At 58.8% G+C, this 16,412-nt stretch carries 18 protein-coding genes and 1 tRNA gene; 16 read left to right on the top strand and 3 right to left on the bottom strand.

Annotated elements, in window-relative coordinates; translation table 11 throughout:
- Positions 1 to 134: 134 nt before the first annotated feature.
- A complete protein-coding gene (locus PKC81_RS04060; protein WP_324333368.1) occupies positions 135 to 1,232 on the bottom strand; it encodes a branched-chain amino acid aminotransferase in 1,098 nt (365 codons plus the stop codon).
- A 90-nt stretch (positions 1,233 to 1,322) separates the two neighbouring features.
- Here PKC81_RS04060 and PKC81_RS04055 point away from each other — a divergent pair, with 90 nt between their 5' ends.
- From PKC81_RS04055 to PKC81_RS04040, 4 genes are all read left to right on the top strand, one after another.
- A complete protein-coding gene (locus PKC81_RS04055; protein ID WP_324333366.1) occupies positions 1,323 to 1,844 on the top strand; it encodes a MarR family transcriptional regulator in 522 nt (173 codons plus the stop codon).
- Positions 1,844 to 2,161 carry a phosphoribosyl-ATP diphosphatase gene (locus PKC81_RS04050; RefSeq protein ID WP_324333364.1) on the top strand — a complete coding sequence of 106 codons (318 nt, stop codon included), beginning with the start codon at positions 1,844 to 1,846 and terminating at the stop codon, positions 2,159 to 2,161. The genes PKC81_RS04055 and PKC81_RS04050 overlap by 1 nt, the downstream gene beginning before the upstream one ends.
- Before the next feature lie 3 nt (positions 2,162 to 2,164).
- Positions 2,165 to 2,542: a histidine triad nucleotide-binding protein gene (locus PKC81_RS04045; protein WP_324333362.1), complete on the top strand. Its 378-nt coding sequence runs from the start codon at positions 2,165 to 2,167 to the stop codon at positions 2,540 to 2,542.
- A 68-nt stretch (positions 2,543 to 2,610) separates the two neighbouring features.
- On the top strand, positions 2,611 to 4,134 hold the full coding sequence (locus PKC81_RS04040) for an amino acid permease (RefSeq protein WP_324333360.1): 1,524 nt from the start codon (positions 2,611 to 2,613) through the stop codon (positions 4,132 to 4,134).
- Between the two features lie 52 nt (positions 4,135 to 4,186).
- Here the strand turns inward: PKC81_RS04040 and PKC81_RS04035 are convergent, their stop codons facing one another.
- Positions 4,187 to 5,482: a multidrug effflux MFS transporter gene (locus tag PKC81_RS04035; protein WP_324333358.1), complete on the bottom strand. Its 1,296-nt coding sequence runs from the start codon at positions 5,480 to 5,482 to the stop codon at positions 4,187 to 4,189.
- Positions 5,483 to 5,561: 79 nt separating this feature from the next.
- On the opposite strand from PKC81_RS04035, the gene dinB reads away from it, so the two are divergent.
- The 12 genes from dinB (at position 5,562) to PKC81_RS03975 (ending at position 15,102) form a co-directional block, all read left to right on the top strand.
- The gene (gene dinB / locus PKC81_RS04030; protein WP_324333356.1) at positions 5,562 to 6,692 is read left to right on the top strand and encodes a DNA polymerase IV; all 1,131 of its coding nucleotides are present in this window, start codon (positions 5,562 to 5,564) and stop codon (positions 6,690 to 6,692) included.
- A 72-nt stretch (positions 6,693 to 6,764) separates the two neighbouring features.
- Complete coding sequence (locus tag PKC81_RS04025) at positions 6,765 to 7,409, top strand: TetR family transcriptional regulator (RefSeq protein WP_324333354.1); 645 nt, start codon at positions 6,765 to 6,767, stop codon at positions 7,407 to 7,409.
- A gap of 64 nt (positions 7,410 to 7,473) precedes the next feature.
- A tRNA-Val gene (locus PKC81_RS04020) sits at positions 7,474 to 7,548 on the top strand.
- 114 nt (positions 7,549 to 7,662) lie between these two features.
- A complete protein-coding gene (locus PKC81_RS04015) occupies positions 7,663 to 8,076 on the top strand; it encodes a DUF1330 domain-containing protein (RefSeq protein ID WP_324333352.1) in 414 nt (137 codons plus the stop codon).
- Positions 8,077 to 8,093: 17 nt separating this feature from the next.
- Positions 8,094 to 8,474, top strand: coding sequence for a ribose-phosphate pyrophosphokinase (locus PKC81_RS04010; RefSeq protein WP_324333350.1), 381 nt, complete (start codon positions 8,094 to 8,096; stop codon positions 8,472 to 8,474).
- Positions 8,475 to 8,517: 43 nt separating this feature from the next.
- A complete protein-coding gene (locus tag PKC81_RS04005) occupies positions 8,518 to 9,849 on the top strand; it encodes a phosphotransferase (RefSeq protein ID WP_324333348.1) in 1,332 nt (443 codons plus the stop codon).
- Between the two features lies 1 nt (position 9,850).
- The gene (locus PKC81_RS04000; RefSeq protein ID WP_324333346.1) at positions 9,851 to 10,456 is read left to right on the top strand and encodes a recombination protein O N-terminal domain-containing protein; all 606 of its coding nucleotides are present in this window, start codon (positions 9,851 to 9,853) and stop codon (positions 10,454 to 10,456) included.
- Between the two features lie 138 nt (positions 10,457 to 10,594).
- Entirely contained in the window at positions 10,595 to 11,638 is a 1,044-nt protein-coding gene (gene leuB / locus PKC81_RS03995; RefSeq protein ID WP_324333344.1) for a 3-isopropylmalate dehydrogenase, read from the top strand.
- 139 nt (positions 11,639 to 11,777) lie between these two features.
- Positions 11,778 to 12,986: an aminotransferase class I/II-fold pyridoxal phosphate-dependent enzyme gene (locus PKC81_RS03990; protein WP_324333342.1), complete on the top strand. Its 1,209-nt coding sequence runs from the start codon at positions 11,778 to 11,780 to the stop codon at positions 12,984 to 12,986.
- Positions 12,983 to 13,387 (top strand): Co2+/Mg2+ efflux protein ApaG, encoded by a 405-nt coding sequence (gene apaG, locus PKC81_RS03985; protein WP_239016528.1) that lies wholly within the window; start codon positions 12,983 to 12,985, stop codon positions 13,385 to 13,387. Before PKC81_RS03990 ends, apaG begins: the two co-directional genes overlap by 4 nt.
- A complete protein-coding gene (locus PKC81_RS03980) occupies positions 13,384 to 14,175 on the top strand; it encodes a LysR family transcriptional regulator (protein ID WP_324333339.1) in 792 nt (263 codons plus the stop codon). The genes apaG and PKC81_RS03980 overlap by 4 nt, the downstream gene beginning before the upstream one ends.
- A gap of 12 nt (positions 14,176 to 14,187) precedes the next feature.
- Complete coding sequence (locus PKC81_RS03975) at positions 14,188 to 15,102, top strand: DUF2785 domain-containing protein (RefSeq protein WP_324333338.1); 915 nt, start codon at positions 14,188 to 14,190, stop codon at positions 15,100 to 15,102.
- On the opposite strand, the gene PKC81_RS03970 is transcribed toward PKC81_RS03975, so the two are convergent.
- Positions 15,099 to 16,412 (bottom strand): serine hydrolase, encoded by a 1,314-nt coding sequence (locus tag PKC81_RS03970; RefSeq protein WP_324333337.1) that lies wholly within the window; start codon positions 16,410 to 16,412, stop codon positions 15,099 to 15,101. The genes PKC81_RS03975 and PKC81_RS03970 overlap by 4 nt on opposite strands.

The following is a 16,412-nucleotide window of genomic DNA, read 5'->3' as shown; positions in this document are numbered from 1 at the left end:
GGATTCGAACCTGCGAATGCCGGTACCAAAAACCGGTGCCTTACCACTTGGCGACACCCCAGCAGACCAAGCCTGACTGGCTTGGGAGAGCGGCCTTATAGCGTTCAAAAACCGCTTGGCAACACGTGCTTTGCTTAAATGATGCGATCCACCCAACCGTGAGGATCGGGCGCCACGCCGCGCTGGATTTCAACCAGTCTGGCCCGTAGTTTTTGCGTGAGCTGACCGGGGCCACCGCTGCCAATGGTGAAGCTGCCTTGTGCACCATGAACGCTGCCGACCGGCGTTACGACTGCCGCAGTACCACATGCAAAGGTTTCGACCAGCCGCCCGTTTTCCGCATCGGTGCGCCACTGGTCGATGGCGTAATTCTCCTCGCGAACTGTCAGTCCTTCTTCTTGCGCCAACTGGATAAGCGATGCGCGCGTGATGCCTTCAAGGATCGTTCCATCGGTGGGCGGTGTGACGATGCTGCCATCGTCGAAGACGAAGAACAGGTTCATGCCGCCCAATTCCTCAACCCAGCGATGTTCAGCGGCGTCGAGGAAAACGACCTGGTCGCAGCCCTGCGCAATTGCCTCCTGCTGCGCGATCAGGCTGGAGGCGTAGTTGCCGCCGCATTTGGCCGCGCCCGTCCCGCCGGGTGCGGCGCGGGTGTAATTTTCGGATATCCAGATCTTGATCGCAGGCGCGCCGCTCTTGAAATAATTCCCGGCTGCCGAGCAAATGATCATGAACAGATATTCGGATGACGGCTTCACGCCCAGAAACACCTCGCTCGCGATCATGAACGGGCGGATATAGATGGATCCGCCCTCGACCGGCGGGAACCAGGCCTTGTCCGCATCAATCAGCGCCTTGATCGAATTGATGAACAGCCTTTCGGGAATTTCGGGCATGGCGAGACGACGGGCCGACTGGTTGAAGCGGCGTGCATTGGCATCGGGGCGGAACAGCGCCATCGATCCGTCTGCCAGGCGATAGGCTTTCAGGCCCTCGAAAATCTCCTGTGCATAATGTAGTACTGCGGTAGCGGGATCGAGCGTCAGCGGACCGCGCGGGCCGAGCGTCGCGCTATGCCACCCTTGACCTTCGGTGTATTTGATCGTGACCATGTGATCTGTGAACACCTTGCCAAAGCCCGGATCGGCAATCAGCCCTGCGCGCACATCATCGGCAACCGGTGAGGGATGCGGTACGCGTTCGAGCGTCGGGATGGCAGAATGCGACATGCTTGGTTCCATTTTGAAATATAATTACGAAAATAGCAACTTTCAGGAAATGCTTGCACTTAGTTATGGGCTGCGTCAAGATACGTCAATATGGCTGTCCCATCTTCTCCCTCGATTGAGACATTCTCGCCAGCTGCGTCGCCACTCTTCCTGCGGGAGGACGAGGTCAGGCGCGGCGTCGAGTTGCTCTTTTTCGGTTACACGCGCCTGACGCGTTCGGTCGACGAGCTTTTGGTCGAGCATGGCTTTGGCCGCGCGCATCACCGCGCACTCTATTTCATAGCACGCCAGCCCGACCTTCCGGTCAGCGCGCTACTCAAAATCCTGTCGATAACCAAGCAGTCGCTGGGCCGCGTGTTGAACGACCTGGCAGCGAAGGGACTGGTAGAAACCAAGTCAGGCGAGGTCGACCGGCGGCAAAAGCTGTTGCGCTTGACCGAGGCCGGTGCCGCGTTCGAGGCGCAGTTGTTCGAGGCCTTGCGCACCGGTTTGTCGGCAGCTTATGCGGCGGCAGGGCAGGAATCGGTGACTGGCTTCTGGCGCGTGCTTGAAGGCCTTATCCCTGAGGATGAACGGCAGATGGTGATGAACTTGCAGGGCAGGGGGCGCTGATGGATCCGCGTTTAGAGCGATTGGAAGCGGTCATCCGCGCGCGCAAGGGCGCCGACCCGGCGTCGAGCTATGTGGCCTCGCTTTTTTCAAAGGGTACGGCCAAGATTGCTCAGAAAGTTGGCGAGGAAGCCACCGAAACGATCATTGCTGCGCTCAAGGAAGGTCCGGAAAAGCTGACAAACGAAGCTGCCGATCTGCTGTTCCACCTCGCCATATTGCTCGCGGATGCGAATCTGGGCCTTGATGACATACTGTGCGAACTCGAACGACGCGAGGGCGTTTCGGGAATAGAAGAAAAAGCCAGCAGGAAAGGATGACGCGTGCCCGTCGACGCCACTTTGCCTTATGATGAGCAGAATATCTTCGCCAAAATCCTGCGCGGGGAGATTCCCAACCGCACGGTATATGAGGATGAATGGGCGCTCGCCTTTCACGACATCAATCCGCAGGCACCGGTTCACATATTGGTCATCCCCAAGGGGGGCTATGTCAGCTGGGATGATTTCAGCGCGAAGGCGAGCGAAGCGGAGATAGCCGGTTTCATCCGGGCCGTCGGCCATGTTGCCCGCGAACAGGGGCTGGTGGCGCCGGGTTATAGGCTGCTCGCCAATGCCGGAATCCATAGTCATCAAGAGGTTCCGCACCTCCACGTCCATCTTTTCGGTGGAAAAGCGCTCGGGCCGATGCTGATGCGCTGAAATTTTGTTGCGCATGTCCATTTAGGCTCTAGTTTCGGCCCCAGAACATATTTTTTGGGGAGAATCTGATGATATTCGACCGGGTCAAACCGTTGGACGCCATTTTGGCGACGGCGGAAAAAAAGTCCCTCCACCGATCGCTTGGTGCATTCCAACTGACGATGCTCGGCATTGGTGCGATTATCGGCACAGGTATCTTCGTCCTGACCGCCGAAGCCGCGCAAAAGGCCGGTCCGGGCATGATGCTTTCGTTCGTGATTGCCGGCTTTGTGTGCGCTGTTGCGGCGCTTTGCTATTCTGAACTGGCATCGATGGTGCCGGTTTCAGGATCGGCTTATACCTATACCTACGCGGTCATGGGCGAAATGCTCGCCTGGATGGTTGGTTGGGCTCTTGTGCTTGAATATGCAGTGGCCGCCGGTGCAGTTTCTGTTGGCTGGTCCGGCTATTTTGTCGGGCTATTGGATAGTGTACTCGGTATAAAAATACCTTTGGCTTTGACGGCTGGTCCTTCGGCTGGCGGTATCATCAACCTTCCAGCCATGCTGATTGCTCTTCTGGTGACCGCTTTGCTTGTTATCGGCACAACCGAGAGCGCGCGCGTCAACGCCGTACTCGTGCTGATCAAAGTGGCCGCACTGACATTGTTTGTCGCACTGGCGGTTCCGGTTGTTCAGATGGACAATTTTGAGCCGTTTGCTCCGCTAGGTTTCGCCGGTATTTCTGCCGCTGCGGCATCCATTTTCTTCGCCTATGTGGGCTTCGACGCGGTTTCAACGGCAGCCGAGGAAACGCAAAATCCGCAGCGGAATATGCCGATCGGCCTGATCGGTTCGCTCGCAATCTGCACCGTCTTCTACATGCTTGTTGCAGGTGGCGTCATTGGTACGGTTGGAGCACAACCTCTTTTGACGCCTGAAGGCATGGGGATTGCCCCGGGTAGTGCTGAATTGACTGCTGCTTGTAATGCCATCGGCAACAATGCCGTCGTTTGTTCGAAGGAAGCTCTCGCATGGACTATGCGTGAAATCGGATGGGAAAAGATCGGTGATCTTATCGGTCTGGCCGCCGGTCTGGCGCTGCCTTCGGTCATCCTGATGATGATGTATGGACAGACGCGCATTTTCTTCGTGATGAGCCGCGATGGTCTTCTCCCCGAGAAGCTCTCGACCGTCCATCCGAAGTTCAAAACGCCGCATATCATCACGATCATAACCGGTGTGTTTGTTGCTATGTTCGCGGCTTTCTTCCCGGTCGGTGCATTGGCGGACATTTCGAATTCGGGAACGCTCTTTGCCTTTGCAATGGTTTCTATCGCTGTGATGGTATTGCGTCGCACCGATCCGAACCGCGTCCGTCCGTTCCGTACGCCTGCGGTGAACATTGTTGCGCCAATCTCGATCCTCGGCTGCCTGTATCTGTTCTTCAGCCTCTCAGGGTACACACTTCTGCTGTTTGTCGGATGGGCGGCTTTGGGTCTGGTGGTGTATTACGCCTATAGCCGCAAGGCGAGCCATGTTGGCCGCGGCCATATCGAAGTTCATGAAGATGATCCCGATGCGCCGCCGACCTCGGTTCCGCCGATCAACTGATCGGTAGTGTTGGACAAAAGGAAAGGGAGGCTTCGGCCTCCCTTTTTTTCCGCTACAGCGGCACGTGTCGTGTCGTTCCCGGGCGGGTGAATAATTGGCCGCGCTCGCCGATCAGGATCAGGGTCAGCGCCAAAAGCCCGCAACCCAGGAAGCCAAGCGCAACCGGCGTGACCGCACCATTGAACTGCTGGCCGATAACGGCTCCGATCAATGCAGCCCAGATCGTGCGTACGAAATTCTGGAAGGAAGAGGCTGAACCGGCAATCGCTCCGAAAGGCTGCATCGCGATCGACGAGAAATTTGAGCCGACAAATCCGATCATCGCCATGTTAAGCGTGATGAGGCCAAGAAACAGCGGCAGGGACGACGGCGCAAAGGTGGCCGCCAGAGCCTGCGCGATGGCAAGCGTTATGAAAGCGAACAGCGCCGTCTGCGATACCCGTCGCGCGCCGAACCGCTCCACGATCCGTGCATTGGTGAAATTGGCGCAGGCGATGCCGATGGCTATGATGGCAAAGCCAATGGGGAAGAAGTCGGGGGCCGAAAAAGTCCGGTCGAAAATCTGCTGCGAACTGTTCAGATAGCCGAACAATGCCCCCTGAGATGTGCCGCCGGCCAGCATATAGCAATTGGCAGAACGGTTGGTGATGACTTGCTTCCACGCGCGACCGAGCGCGCGCGGTTCGATCGGTATCGCATTTTCAGGGGCGAGCGTTTCTGGCAGGCGCAGAGCCACCCAGCTGAACACCAGCACCGCCATGATAGCGAACAAGTCAAAGATTGAGCGCCAGCCTGCGAACAGCAGCACGGCCGAGCCCACCAGAGGCGCGACAATGGGAACCGCCATGAAGACCAGGAAAATCGTCGACATGCGCCGCGCCATCGCATCGCCTTCAAACTGGTCGCGGATGATCGAGGTGACGAGCACACCCAACGCTGCGCCGCAAAGCCCTTGCGCCACACGCATCGCGATCAGCATCTCGAAACTGGTCGCAAAGCTGCAGGCCAGAGCACACAGAATATAGCCACCGATAGCAATCAGCAGGATCGGACGCCGTCCGAACCGGTCGGATAACGGCCCGTGCACCAGCGATCCGGCGCCCATGCCCAGCAAATAGGACGTAATCACATGCTGGATACGGTTGGCATCGACAACGCCCAAGCCGGCGGCCATGCGCGGGAAAGCGGGCAGCATGGCATCAATCGCAAGCGCATTAAGCGCCATAATCGACGCCATCATCACAATCAGTTCGCGGTCGCCAAGAAGTTTCTGTTTTGGTGGAGCGGTCATCATCCGCTTATGCGGAAGCAGCTTTGCGAAAACCAGCCCGTTTTCGGGTCGCGGCAATTACATTCGAATGTTACGCTATTTGGATGGAGCATATCATGCGTTTTCCACCGGCAGTATTGGGCCATATAGGGCGGGCATGACCGACGACGAACCATCGCTGCGCAAAATCATCCATGTCGATATGGATGCCTTTTACGCGTCGGTCGAACAACGCGATAACCCCGATCTGCGTGGAAAACCGGTGGCGGTAGGCGGTTCCTCGAAACGCGGTGTGGTGGCTGCTGCCAGCTATGAAGCGCGCGCATTTGGCGTCAAATCGGCGATGCCCTCAATAACCGCGCAAAGGCGCTGTCCCGATCTCGTCTTCGTAAAGCCCCGCTTCGAAGTCTATCGCGGTGTCTCGCGCCAGATCCGCGAAATTTTTTCCCGTCACACCGACCTGATAGAACCGCTGGCGCTCGACGAGGCTTATCTGGATGTGACCGAAGACAAGCAGGGCATCGGATCGGCGGTGAAAATCGCCAAGGCCATCCGTGCCGCCATCCGCGAGGAGACCGGGCTGACCGCCAGTGCGGGCGTCAGCTACAACAAATTTATCGCCAAGCTTGCCAGCGACCAGAACAAACCCGATGGATTGTGCATCATCTTGCCCGAACAGGGTGAAGCTTTTGTTGCGACCCTGCCGGTGCGCCGTTTCCACGGCGTTGGCCCGCGGACAGCGGAGAAGATGGAGCGGCTTGGTATCCATACAGGTGCAGACTTGCGCGCGATGAGCGAGGAATGGTTGCAGCGCAATTTCGGCAGCTCGGGCAGCTATCTGTTCAAAGCGGCGCGCGGCATCGACCATCGCCGGGTCAATCCGTCGCGCGAGCGCAAGTCGGTGGGTGGAGAACTGACCTATTTCAATGACAAGCAAAGCAACGAGGAATTGCGCGCCGCGCTCGACGAGATTGTCGACATTGTGTGGCGCCGCATAGAGAATAGCGGCGTCAAAGGCAGGACAGTGGTTTTGAAGGCGCGCTATTCCGATTTTAGAACGCTCACGCGCAGTAAGAGCCTGACCCGCAACCTGCTGGATCGTGGTGAGTTCGCGGCAATCGGACATGCCTTGCTCGATCAGATACTCCCCGCCCAAATGGGTGTGCGGCTGCTGGGACTCACGCTCAGCGGAATTGACCAAAGCGGCCAAATTTCTCAGCCTGACGCTGCTGTAGAACCGTTCATCGGCGCGCAGCCCAGCCTGCCATTCGACATTATTGAAAAATGAAGCTTTTATTCACATAATCAGAAAAGCGTTATAACCGGGCAATACAGGGCCGGTTGTTTCAGGGAAGGTGTTATGGCTCGTCCGCAAACCGATATCGAAGCCGGTCGGCAGGAGTTGCTCGACATTTGCGAGGAACTTGTGCGTAAACGCGGCGGCGTCGACCTGTCGATGACCGAGCTTGCCGCTGCCGCCGGCATGTCGCCAGCCAATCTTTACCGCTTCTTTGAAAGCAAGGACGCCCTGATGGAGGCCGCTGCGGGCCGCTGGTTCGCGCCAAAAATTGCGATCATGGAAGAAGTCGTCGCTGCCGACCTGCCAGTGCGCGACAAAATGTACCAATTCTTCGCCCGCCGATTTGTGTGGATGCGTGACGAGTATCGGGCTGAACCCGAATTTTTCAAAAGCTACCTCGAACTGGGCGACGAGCATTTCGAGGTCGTGCGTGGCTATGTCGATCTGGGGGATCATTATCTGTCGCAGATCGTTGCCGAAGCAATGGGCGAGGGCTATCTACCAGATCTGTCAATTGACGACGCGGTTTCGCTCATCAACCAGATGGTTCAGCCTTACTGTAACCCCGAAGCTCTGCTCTACCTCGATCACAAGCTGTCAGAGGGCAAGCTGGCGCGGATCATCGATACGATTTTCATCGGCCTTGGCCGTTCGTTCGATACCAAATCCGGTCCCGGTCAGCCACACATCAAGATTGTTTCCTGACACCGGATAAGTCCTTGCGCGGCGAGGCAAGCTCTGGCAAAGGCGCGCTCCTGTTTGGCAGAGTGGGCGATTAGCTCAGCGGTAGAGCACACCCTTCACACGGGTGGGGCCACAAGTTCGAACCTTGTATCGCCCACCATTTCCTGCATTTCCGGGCATATTGGTCCAAGCCAAAGCGAGGCTAAAATCGCTGCTTGCCATTTTTAATCGCACGATTAAACCTTGTCTCCGGAGCGAGAGGAGGAGCGGAATCATGCAAGTCAGCAACGCGGTATTTCCGTCTATGGAGCAGGCTGGAGCGTTTTTCGGATCGGCGGAAGATGGCGCGTTCGTCATGGTCAACCTGCTCAAATTCAAACCCAAGGCCGAATATGAAGACGGTTCGGATGCGGATTTGACGGGGGCGCAGGCCTATGCCCGCTATGGTGCTGCCGTGCAGGCCTGCCTTGCGGCCGTCGGCGGGCGTCAGGTCTATGCCGGGCCGGTGACAGGCCTGTTACTCGGCGAGGTCGAGGAATTGTGGGACATGGTCGCGCTCGCCGAATATCCTTCACTCGCTGCCATGCAGCAAATGGTGCAGTCTCCTGAATATCAGGCGATCGAGAAGCATCGCAAAGCCGGGCTGGCGGGCCAGCTCAATATACGAACCAAGCCCGTTGGTCGCTGACTGCGGTCTTGGGTGCGATGGATAATCCCTTCCTCGATGACGGGCCGGACAAGGCGAAGCGTCTTGCCGATGTTGAAGGGATTGCCGCCATCCTTCAACAGGCCGCACGCGAAGGTCGCGCGATGAGCTATTCCGAGTTGCTGATGACGCTCGGTTTCCGCTTCACCCGGCCAAAGATGCGGGCGCTGTGCAAGACGCTCGACGCAATTGACAATGCAGCCGAGCAGCGCGGAGAACCTGCGTTGGCCTGCCTTGTTGTCCGCGAAGGCGATCGTTTGCCGGGGCAGGGATGGTGGGTGTCGAGGCATGATTACAGTGAGGCTTGGGAAGGCCCTGCAGCGCGTCGATATCTTGCGCAGCACCAGCAAAAAGCATTCGACTATTGGAGCAACAAATGAGCTTTCGCTTGCCATGACAGACACCGCGCCTATCAAAAATCCCATGGACGAATTCCAGACCAAGCTGGCCGCTGTGATGGACCGCATCGTCGGCGATAGCGCCCCGGTCGAAAATCTGGGTCGCTTATCGGGCGGCGCCAATATGGAAAGCTGGTCATTCGACCGCTCCGGTAAAGGCTATGTCCTGCGTCGGGCGCCGTCTGCAGCCTTCATGGAGGGGCGTTCGTTCGGGCATGATGTCGAGGCCGAGCTGGTACGTACCGCGCATCGCGGCGGCGTGCTCGCGCCCGAAGTGGTTGGAGAGCTGACGGCTGCCGACGATATGGGCACCGGTTATATCATGTACCGCGTCGAGGCGGAGGTTAACCCGGCGAAGATCCTGGCCGATCCGCCTGCATCGCTGGTGCATGACATAGCTCGCGAGCTGGCACGTATCCATGCGATCAAGCCGACCCCGGATATTCCGATCCCCTATATGGATACCGCTGCTGCGCTGGCGGAACTCAAGAAGCGCTTCCTGACCTATGGTGGTGACCGGCCGGTCGTCGCGCTGGCGCTGCGTTGGTGCGAGGACAATCTGCCCCCACCTGCCGAGCCGGTGCTGGTCCATGGCGATTTCCGCATGGGCAATGTGATGGCCGATGCAAATGGCCTTGCTGCTGTTCTCGATTGGGAATTGGCGCACTGGGGCGATGCCCATGAGGATCTCGCCTATGGCTGCATGGCGGTGTGGCGCTTCGGCCATTTTGACAAACCGGCCTTCGGGGCAAGCGACTTAGACACATATTTCACTGCTTATGAGGCCTCTGGCGGTGGCAAGGTTGATCGCGCGCGGTTCCGTTTCTGGCTGGTCTATCGCACGCTCTGGTGGGCCTTGGGCTGCATGCAGATGGCCGAAATCTGGCGCTTGGGCGCAGACCGCAATCTGGAACGCGCCGTCATTGGCCGACGCACCAGCGAGAATGAGGTCGACCTGCTGCTCTTGCTGGAAGATGATGCCCCTGAAGCAGAACGTGAGCGGATTAGTCTGCCAATAGTCGCTCCCCCGCGCCGTGCGGGCGAACCATCTGCTGTCGAGTTGCTCGAGGCCATCCGTGAGTGGGTCGATACCGGCGTGAAGGCGAAATCAGCAGGCCGTGAAAAATTCATGGCCGCAGTCGCGATGAATGCGCTCGGCATGCTCATCCGAGAGGCTGAAAACCCCGTTGATCCGCACGATGCCGCCCTGTCGGCCGAATTGCTGGAAGGCAGGGCATCGCTTGCGACCCCCGGCCTGCTGCCCAAGCTTCGCGCGACGATGCTGGCCAAACTCGCCAATGACAGCCCGAAATATGCCTCGCTGGCCGCTGCCAGAGTGCGCTGGCTGAAGGGCTGAGATGCAGCACAGTGCTGGTCAGGCGATAGTCTGCGCCGTCCGCCCGCATGGCGAGGTTGGAGCGATTGTGCGCTGCATGACCGAAGAGCATGGCCTAATCGGCGGATATGTGCAGGGTGCGCGCGGGCGGGTGTTGCGGCCGGTGTTGATCCCCGGGAATATCGTAAAAGGCGATTGGCGCGCGCGCGTCATCGGCCAATTGGCTTCGCTTTCGGTCGAACCAGTGCACAGCCGCGCGCATTTGCTGGGCGAACCGCTGGCGGCGGCGGCAATCGAATGGGCCTGCACGCTGACCGCGAGCGCGGTTCCCGAAGCCTATCCCTATCCGCGGCTGTTTTCGGCGCTCAATGGCTTGCTGGCTGCGGTTGAGCTCGCTCCCGCAGCGCGCGGCTGGGCCCCGGCGATGGCGCGTTATGAGGCTTTGTTGCTATCCGAACTCGGCTATGGCGGAGAAGACCTGGTTGCGGGCGAAGGAACCGCCGCAGCGCTCAAGGCGATGGCTTCGCAGCGCGAGGCGCTGATTGAACATGTGCTGGGTGAAAAGCGCGCCGATGTGATGGCAGCGCGCGAAAGGCTGGTCGACCGGCTGAAAAGGGCGGTTGCATAAGGGGCTTTGAGGCGGCAAAGGGCTGCCAGTTAATCACCGTAGCCCTGAGCCTGTCGAGGGGCGTCTCACCGCATCACGCAACACCTGAGACGCGCCCTTCGACAGGCTCAGGACTACGGTACATTCTGAAAGACCACCATGCTCATTGCCTTGTTGCCCGGAGACGGGATCGGTCCCGAAGTTATTGCCGAAGCGCGCCGTGTGCTGGAGGCGCTTTCGCTGCCCGCAATGGTTTTCGAAGAAGCGCTGGTGGGTGGGGCGGCTTACAAGGCTGTCGGGCATCCCTTGCCGCAAGCCACTCTCGAGCTGGCGAAGCGCGCCGATGCCATATTGTTCGGTGCGGTGGGCGATCCCGATTGCGATGCGCTCGAGCGCCATTTGCGCCCCGAACAGGCCATTCTTGGACTGCGCAAGGAACTGGAATTGTTCGCCAACTTGCGCCCCGCCAAACTGTTCCCCGAACTTGCCGATGCCTCGGCGCTGCGCCCTGAAGTTGCCAGCCAGATCGACATGGTTATCGTCCGTGAACTGAACGGCGATGTCTATTTCGGCGAAAAGGGCATGCGCCAAACCGCCGATGGCAAGCGTGAAGGCTATGACATCATGTCCTATGACGAAGACGAAGTGCGCCGCATCGCACGCGTTGGTTTCGAAACCGCGATGGCGCGCGGCAAAAAGCTTTGCTCGGTCGACAAGGCCAATGTCCTCGAAACCAGCCAGCTCTGGCGCGATGTGGTGATTGAAACGGCGAAGGAATTCCCGGAAGTCGAATTGAGCCACATGTATGTCGACAATGCCGCGATGCAGCTGGTGCGCAATCCCGGCCAGTTCGATGTCATCGTCACCGGCAATTTGTTCGGCGACATCCTTTCGGATCAGGCGTCGATGTGCGCAGGCTCCATCGGCATGCTGCCCAGCGCTTCGCTCGATTCGAACCAGAAAGGTCTGTACGAACCCATCCATGGCAGTGCGCCCGACATTGCCGGGCAGGGCAAGGCCAATCCGCTGGCGACGATCCTGTCGGCGGCGATGATGCTGCGCTATTCGCTTGTGCAGGCCGAGGCTGCAGACCGCATTGAAGCAGCCGTTGCCTCTGCACTTGCCGCTGGCGCCCGCTCGCCTGATCTGGGAGGCAGCCTATCCACTCGCGAAATGGGCGATGCTGTTTTGGCAGCGCTGTGAATTTACCGTAGCCCTGAGCCTGTCGAAGGGCGCTTGTCGGCGAGGCGTGGTTGGTGCTTCACACCGCCTATGGCACCGACAGGCTTAGCACTGCGGTTTTTGATTTGACGGAAACTATCATCTCCTTGAAAAGCGACCCATGAAGAAAACCACCGGCCTCAATCGCGAAATCACTTCCAAATGGCGGCCTGCCACGCAGGCGGTTCGCGGCGGCACATGGCGTAGCGAGCATGGCGAGACGTCGGAGGCGCTGTTCCTGTCGTCGGGCTATACCTATGACGATGCGGAAACTGTCGCCGCGCGCTTTGCGGGTGAGCAGCAGGGCATGACCTACAGCCGCCTGCAAAACCCGACCGTTGCCATGGTCGAAGAACGCATCGCGCTGATGGAAGGCGCCGAGGCGTGCCGGATGCAGGCGACGGGTATGGCGGCGATGACCACCGCCTTGCTATGCCAGTTGAGCCAAGGCGACCATGTGGTTGCCGCCCGCGCGGCCTTCGGTTCGTGCCGCTGGCTGACCGACAGCCTGCTACCGCGCTGGGGTATCACCACCACCACGATCGACGCGCGTGACAATGATGCGTGGAAGGCTGCAATCCAGCCGAATACAAAGGTCTTTTTCTTCGAAACTCCCGCCAACCCGACGATGGACATTGTCGACATGGCCTATGTCTGCGGGCTGGCGAAGGAGCATGGCATCACCTCGGTGGTCGATAATGCCTTCGCCACCAGCGTGCTTCAACGCCCGATGGATTTCGGTGCGGATGTCGTCGCTTATAGCGCCACCAAATTGATGGACGGACAGGGCAGGGTGCTGGCGGGAGCGGTTTGCGGTTCGGAAAAATGGATCAACGACGTGTTGCTGCCTTTCCAGCGCAACACTGGCCCCAATTGCTCGCCCTTCAACGCCTGGGTGGTGCATAAAGGCCTCGAAACGCTGGAACTGCGCGCCATGCGCCAGTCGGAAAATGCGCTGGCTGTCGGAAAATTCCTCGAAGGCCGTGTGCCGAAGATGCTCCATCCGGGGCTTGCCAGCCACCCGCAGCACAATCTGGCGATGAGCCAGATGAAGGCCTGCGGGCCGATTTTCAGTTTCGTCCTTGATGGCGGGCGTAAGCAGGCGATGGCATTGCTCAATGCGCTCGAACTCATCGATATCTCCAACAACATTGGCGATAGCCGCAGCCTGTGTTGCCACCCCGCCTCGACCACCCACTACAGCGTCTCTGCAGAGCAGCGCGAAATCATGGGGGTTGAAGAAGGCATGCTGCGGATCAATATCGGGCTGGAAGATCCGCTCGATTTGATAGATGATCTGGATCAGGCATTGCGGAAGGTTGGCCTTTGATTCTCGACGCGCTTTTTGATGAACATGCAACGACTGAGGGCGTCACCGTCCGCGTGGTCACCAATTTTCTCGATGAGCAGTCGAGCCCCGCGCAGAACCGCTGGTTCTGGTCTTACCATATCCGCATCGAAAACCACCGCGACGATCCCGTCCAATTGCTGACCCGGCATTGGAAAATTACTGACGGTCATGGCGGGGTAAACCATGTCGATGGCGATGGCGTGGTGGGTGAGCAGCCTTTGCTCAAGCCCGATGGCAGCCATGACTATGTCTCCGGCTGCCCGCTGCCGACGCCTTCGGGTATCATGGAAGGGCATTACCGCTTCATCCGCGCTGATGGATCGACCTTCCTTGTCGAAATCCCGCGTTTCAAGCTGGTCGCGCCTGCAACCGCCCGATGAAGCGCACGCATCTACCCTTGAACGGCCTGCGCGTGTTCGATGCGGCTGCGCGGCATCTGAGTTTTACCAAGGCGGCGGATGAGCTTGCGGTGACGCCTGCGGCGGTCGGCCAGCAAATCCGCGCTCTGGAAGACATGCTTGGTGTCGTCCTTTTCCGCCGCACTCCCAAGGGGTTGGAACTTACGCCTGAAGCTGACAAGGGTTTGGATGCCTTGCGCGCGGGCTTCCTTCAGTTCGAGGAATCGGTGCGGGCGATGCAGTCAGGGCAGACGTCCAATTCGCTCACCATCGCCGCCCCGCGCGATTTTACGGCCAAATGGCTGACAGCTCGGCTGGCCAAATATGGCGCGAACAATCCCGATTTGCAGTTCACGCTGATTGCGGCAGACAATGAGATCGACTTCACCGAGGCCAATCTCGACCTCGCCATTCGTCTCACCGACGGGCCGGGTGAGCATGAAGGTGTGCAGCTTGCGCCAGGTGCTTTTGTTTCGGTCGCTGCTCCTGATGGTGGGGCAGAAACGCCGATTGGATGGCCGGGTTGCTCGCTCGAAGAAGGCACGGCAGCGCTGAGGCTGGGCGATGCTGGGCTTGCCATTGATGCCGCTGCAATCGGGCTGGGCAAAGCCTGCGTCCCGCATTTGCTGGCGGAAGCAGATCTTGCTGCCGGACGCGTCCGTGCGTTAGACAATGCGCAGGATCATCGCCTGGCTTATTGGCTGGTCGCGCCCTTGCCGCAATGGCGGCAGAAAAAGGTCAAGGCGCTGGTCGAGGCGCTTACCGGTTGAATGGAGGATCGCATGCGAACCATCGGTTTGGCCTTGCTCGCATGTTCGATATTCGCTGTCGCTTCACCGGATGTAGCATTTGCAGCCAAAGTCGAGACATGCGCCCCGCTTGGAAAGAATAAGGCAGCGCTTCAGGCGCTGAAAAGGGCCGGATGGCCGATTGATGACGAAGCCGAGCGCCACCGCTTTGTCCTTGCACTTGCGGATTGCAATGGCGCGCCCGATCCGGAAGTTCGCGACGGCCTAGCCTTTGAGGCGACACAGCATCTTCTGCGCAAAGGCCTGATCAGCGACGCGACATTGGCGCAGCTTTCGGCCAAGCTGCAGGCGCAATTGGTCGAGCTCGATAAATCCGGATTCCGCCGATCATTCGCAGCGCTCAACCTCTCCGAAATCGCGCGCACCGATCGGGTGAAGGCGTGGATGACACCGGAACAACGGGCGCAAATGGTTACTGCAGCGGTCGACTATATGCGATCAATCAGGGATTATCGCGGCTTCGACAAGGTTGGCGGCTATCGCCACGCGGTTGCCCATACGGCGGACCTGATGATGCAGTTGGCGTTGAATCCGGCGGTCGACAAAGAGGATCTTGCCCGCATGCGCGATGCGATAGCGGTGCAGGTTGCTCCTGCGAGTGCAAGTTACATCACCGGTGAGCCGGAGCGATTGGCGCGCCCGATCCTGTTCATGGCGCAGCGCGGTGTGTTTACCGATCAGGAATGGTTCGATTGGCTCGCGCAATTTGCCGGTCCGGGTGCGTTAGGCAGTTGGGACAACGCCTTCCAGTCCGAAGCAGGGCTGGCGCGGCGGCATAATGTGACGGCTTTCCTATCGGCCATATATGTCAATGCGCAAGCCAGTGGCGCGGATGCTCTGAAATCTCTGGCTGCTGGTGCGATGGAGGCGCTAAAAAAGCTGCCCTAATTGCCAGCTACGCTGTCAACCAGCCGGGTCATCAGTTGCGCAAATGCATTATTGTCGACTTCCTTCGCCGGATCATTCCAGCTTCCCGAAATCGCATACCATTCGCCGGCCTTGGATTGTGCCAGAAAACTCATCGAGATTACGCCCGGCTCAGAGCCACCCTTATAGCCGAGATAGCGCCATTTTCCGGCTGCAGCAGGCCCGATGCCGCTGTTCACCGCCATCACGTCACGTGCCGTCTGGCTGTTTGTCCGGCGCAGATTGTTGAGCAGCAAGGCGGTGTCTTCGGGTGAGGCGAACCACTCCATGCTTTCGATGGCGACCGGGCCTGATCCCAATTGCGACATATCGATCGCACCATAAGACAGCGCAGCGCGTTCGCTGGCCAGCAATTCACGCTGCCCGGCCTCGGTCGCTTTCTCAAACCGCTGGCGGAGCGCCGGATTGCTTTTGAGCGCAAAGGCCTCAACTGTGGTTAGCATCGGCAGAGCCCTGTCGGGCGCGCTATGACCAATGCTCGCCAGCTTGCCTTCGACAGCATCGCGCCCCAGTTCGCGCATCAGGGCGTCGGTCGCGGCATTGTCGCTTACCGAAATCATCCAGGTGGCCAATGTTTGCAGAGTCACGGGCGTGTCGAGCGGCCAGTTTTGTGTTCCAGCCGAACTGTGGTTGCGCACACCCAAAGGCACGACGTCGGACCAACGGCGTTGCCCCGCAGCAACCTGACTGGCCAGTTCGGCAAGGACGTAAAGCTTGAACGTCGAACCGGTGGCAAACTGACGGTTGGCATTCAACGCATGTAATGTCGTGGCTCCGTCGTCGGCCAGTTTTTTCACGATGAACCCGCTCGATCCGGGGAGTGCACTGAAATCAGCTTGTATCTTTTCGATACTGTCACCCTTGAGGGCAAAGCCCCTCGCAAGAAGGCCGGCTACTTTACTCGGAGCCGAAGGTTCGACGGTTAAATCTATGGTTGCAATTGCTTTTTCATACTCAACCTGAAGCGTTGCGCTGTTCGGCCCGTTGCGCTGGATCGCGGCGATTGCGAGTGCCTTGCCATATTGCGCGATAAAACTGTCAGAAATCGCCTTGAATTGTGCCGGTGGTACTGCGGTAAGGAAACTGGGCGTGAAATATTCCTCAACCGCCATTTCGCCATTGAGAACGGCAACCAGTTGTCCGGTACGAAGATCGAACGGGGAGGCAATGGTCGCTTGTGCGGTCGAGACTGGTTCGGTGCCCGATGCCGGTCCTGTCAAAGTCGAACACGAAACGGCAAGCAACAGGGCGATGGTCCGGAACTTGCGCAT

The organism is Sphingorhabdus sp. (assembly GCF_035329025.1).
Taxonomy (GTDB): domain Bacteria; phylum Pseudomonadota; class Alphaproteobacteria; order Sphingomonadales; family Sphingomonadaceae; genus Sphingorhabdus_B.
Note: the sequence above shows the minus strand (reverse complement) of the source record. Positions and strands in the feature narration are given on the sequence as shown.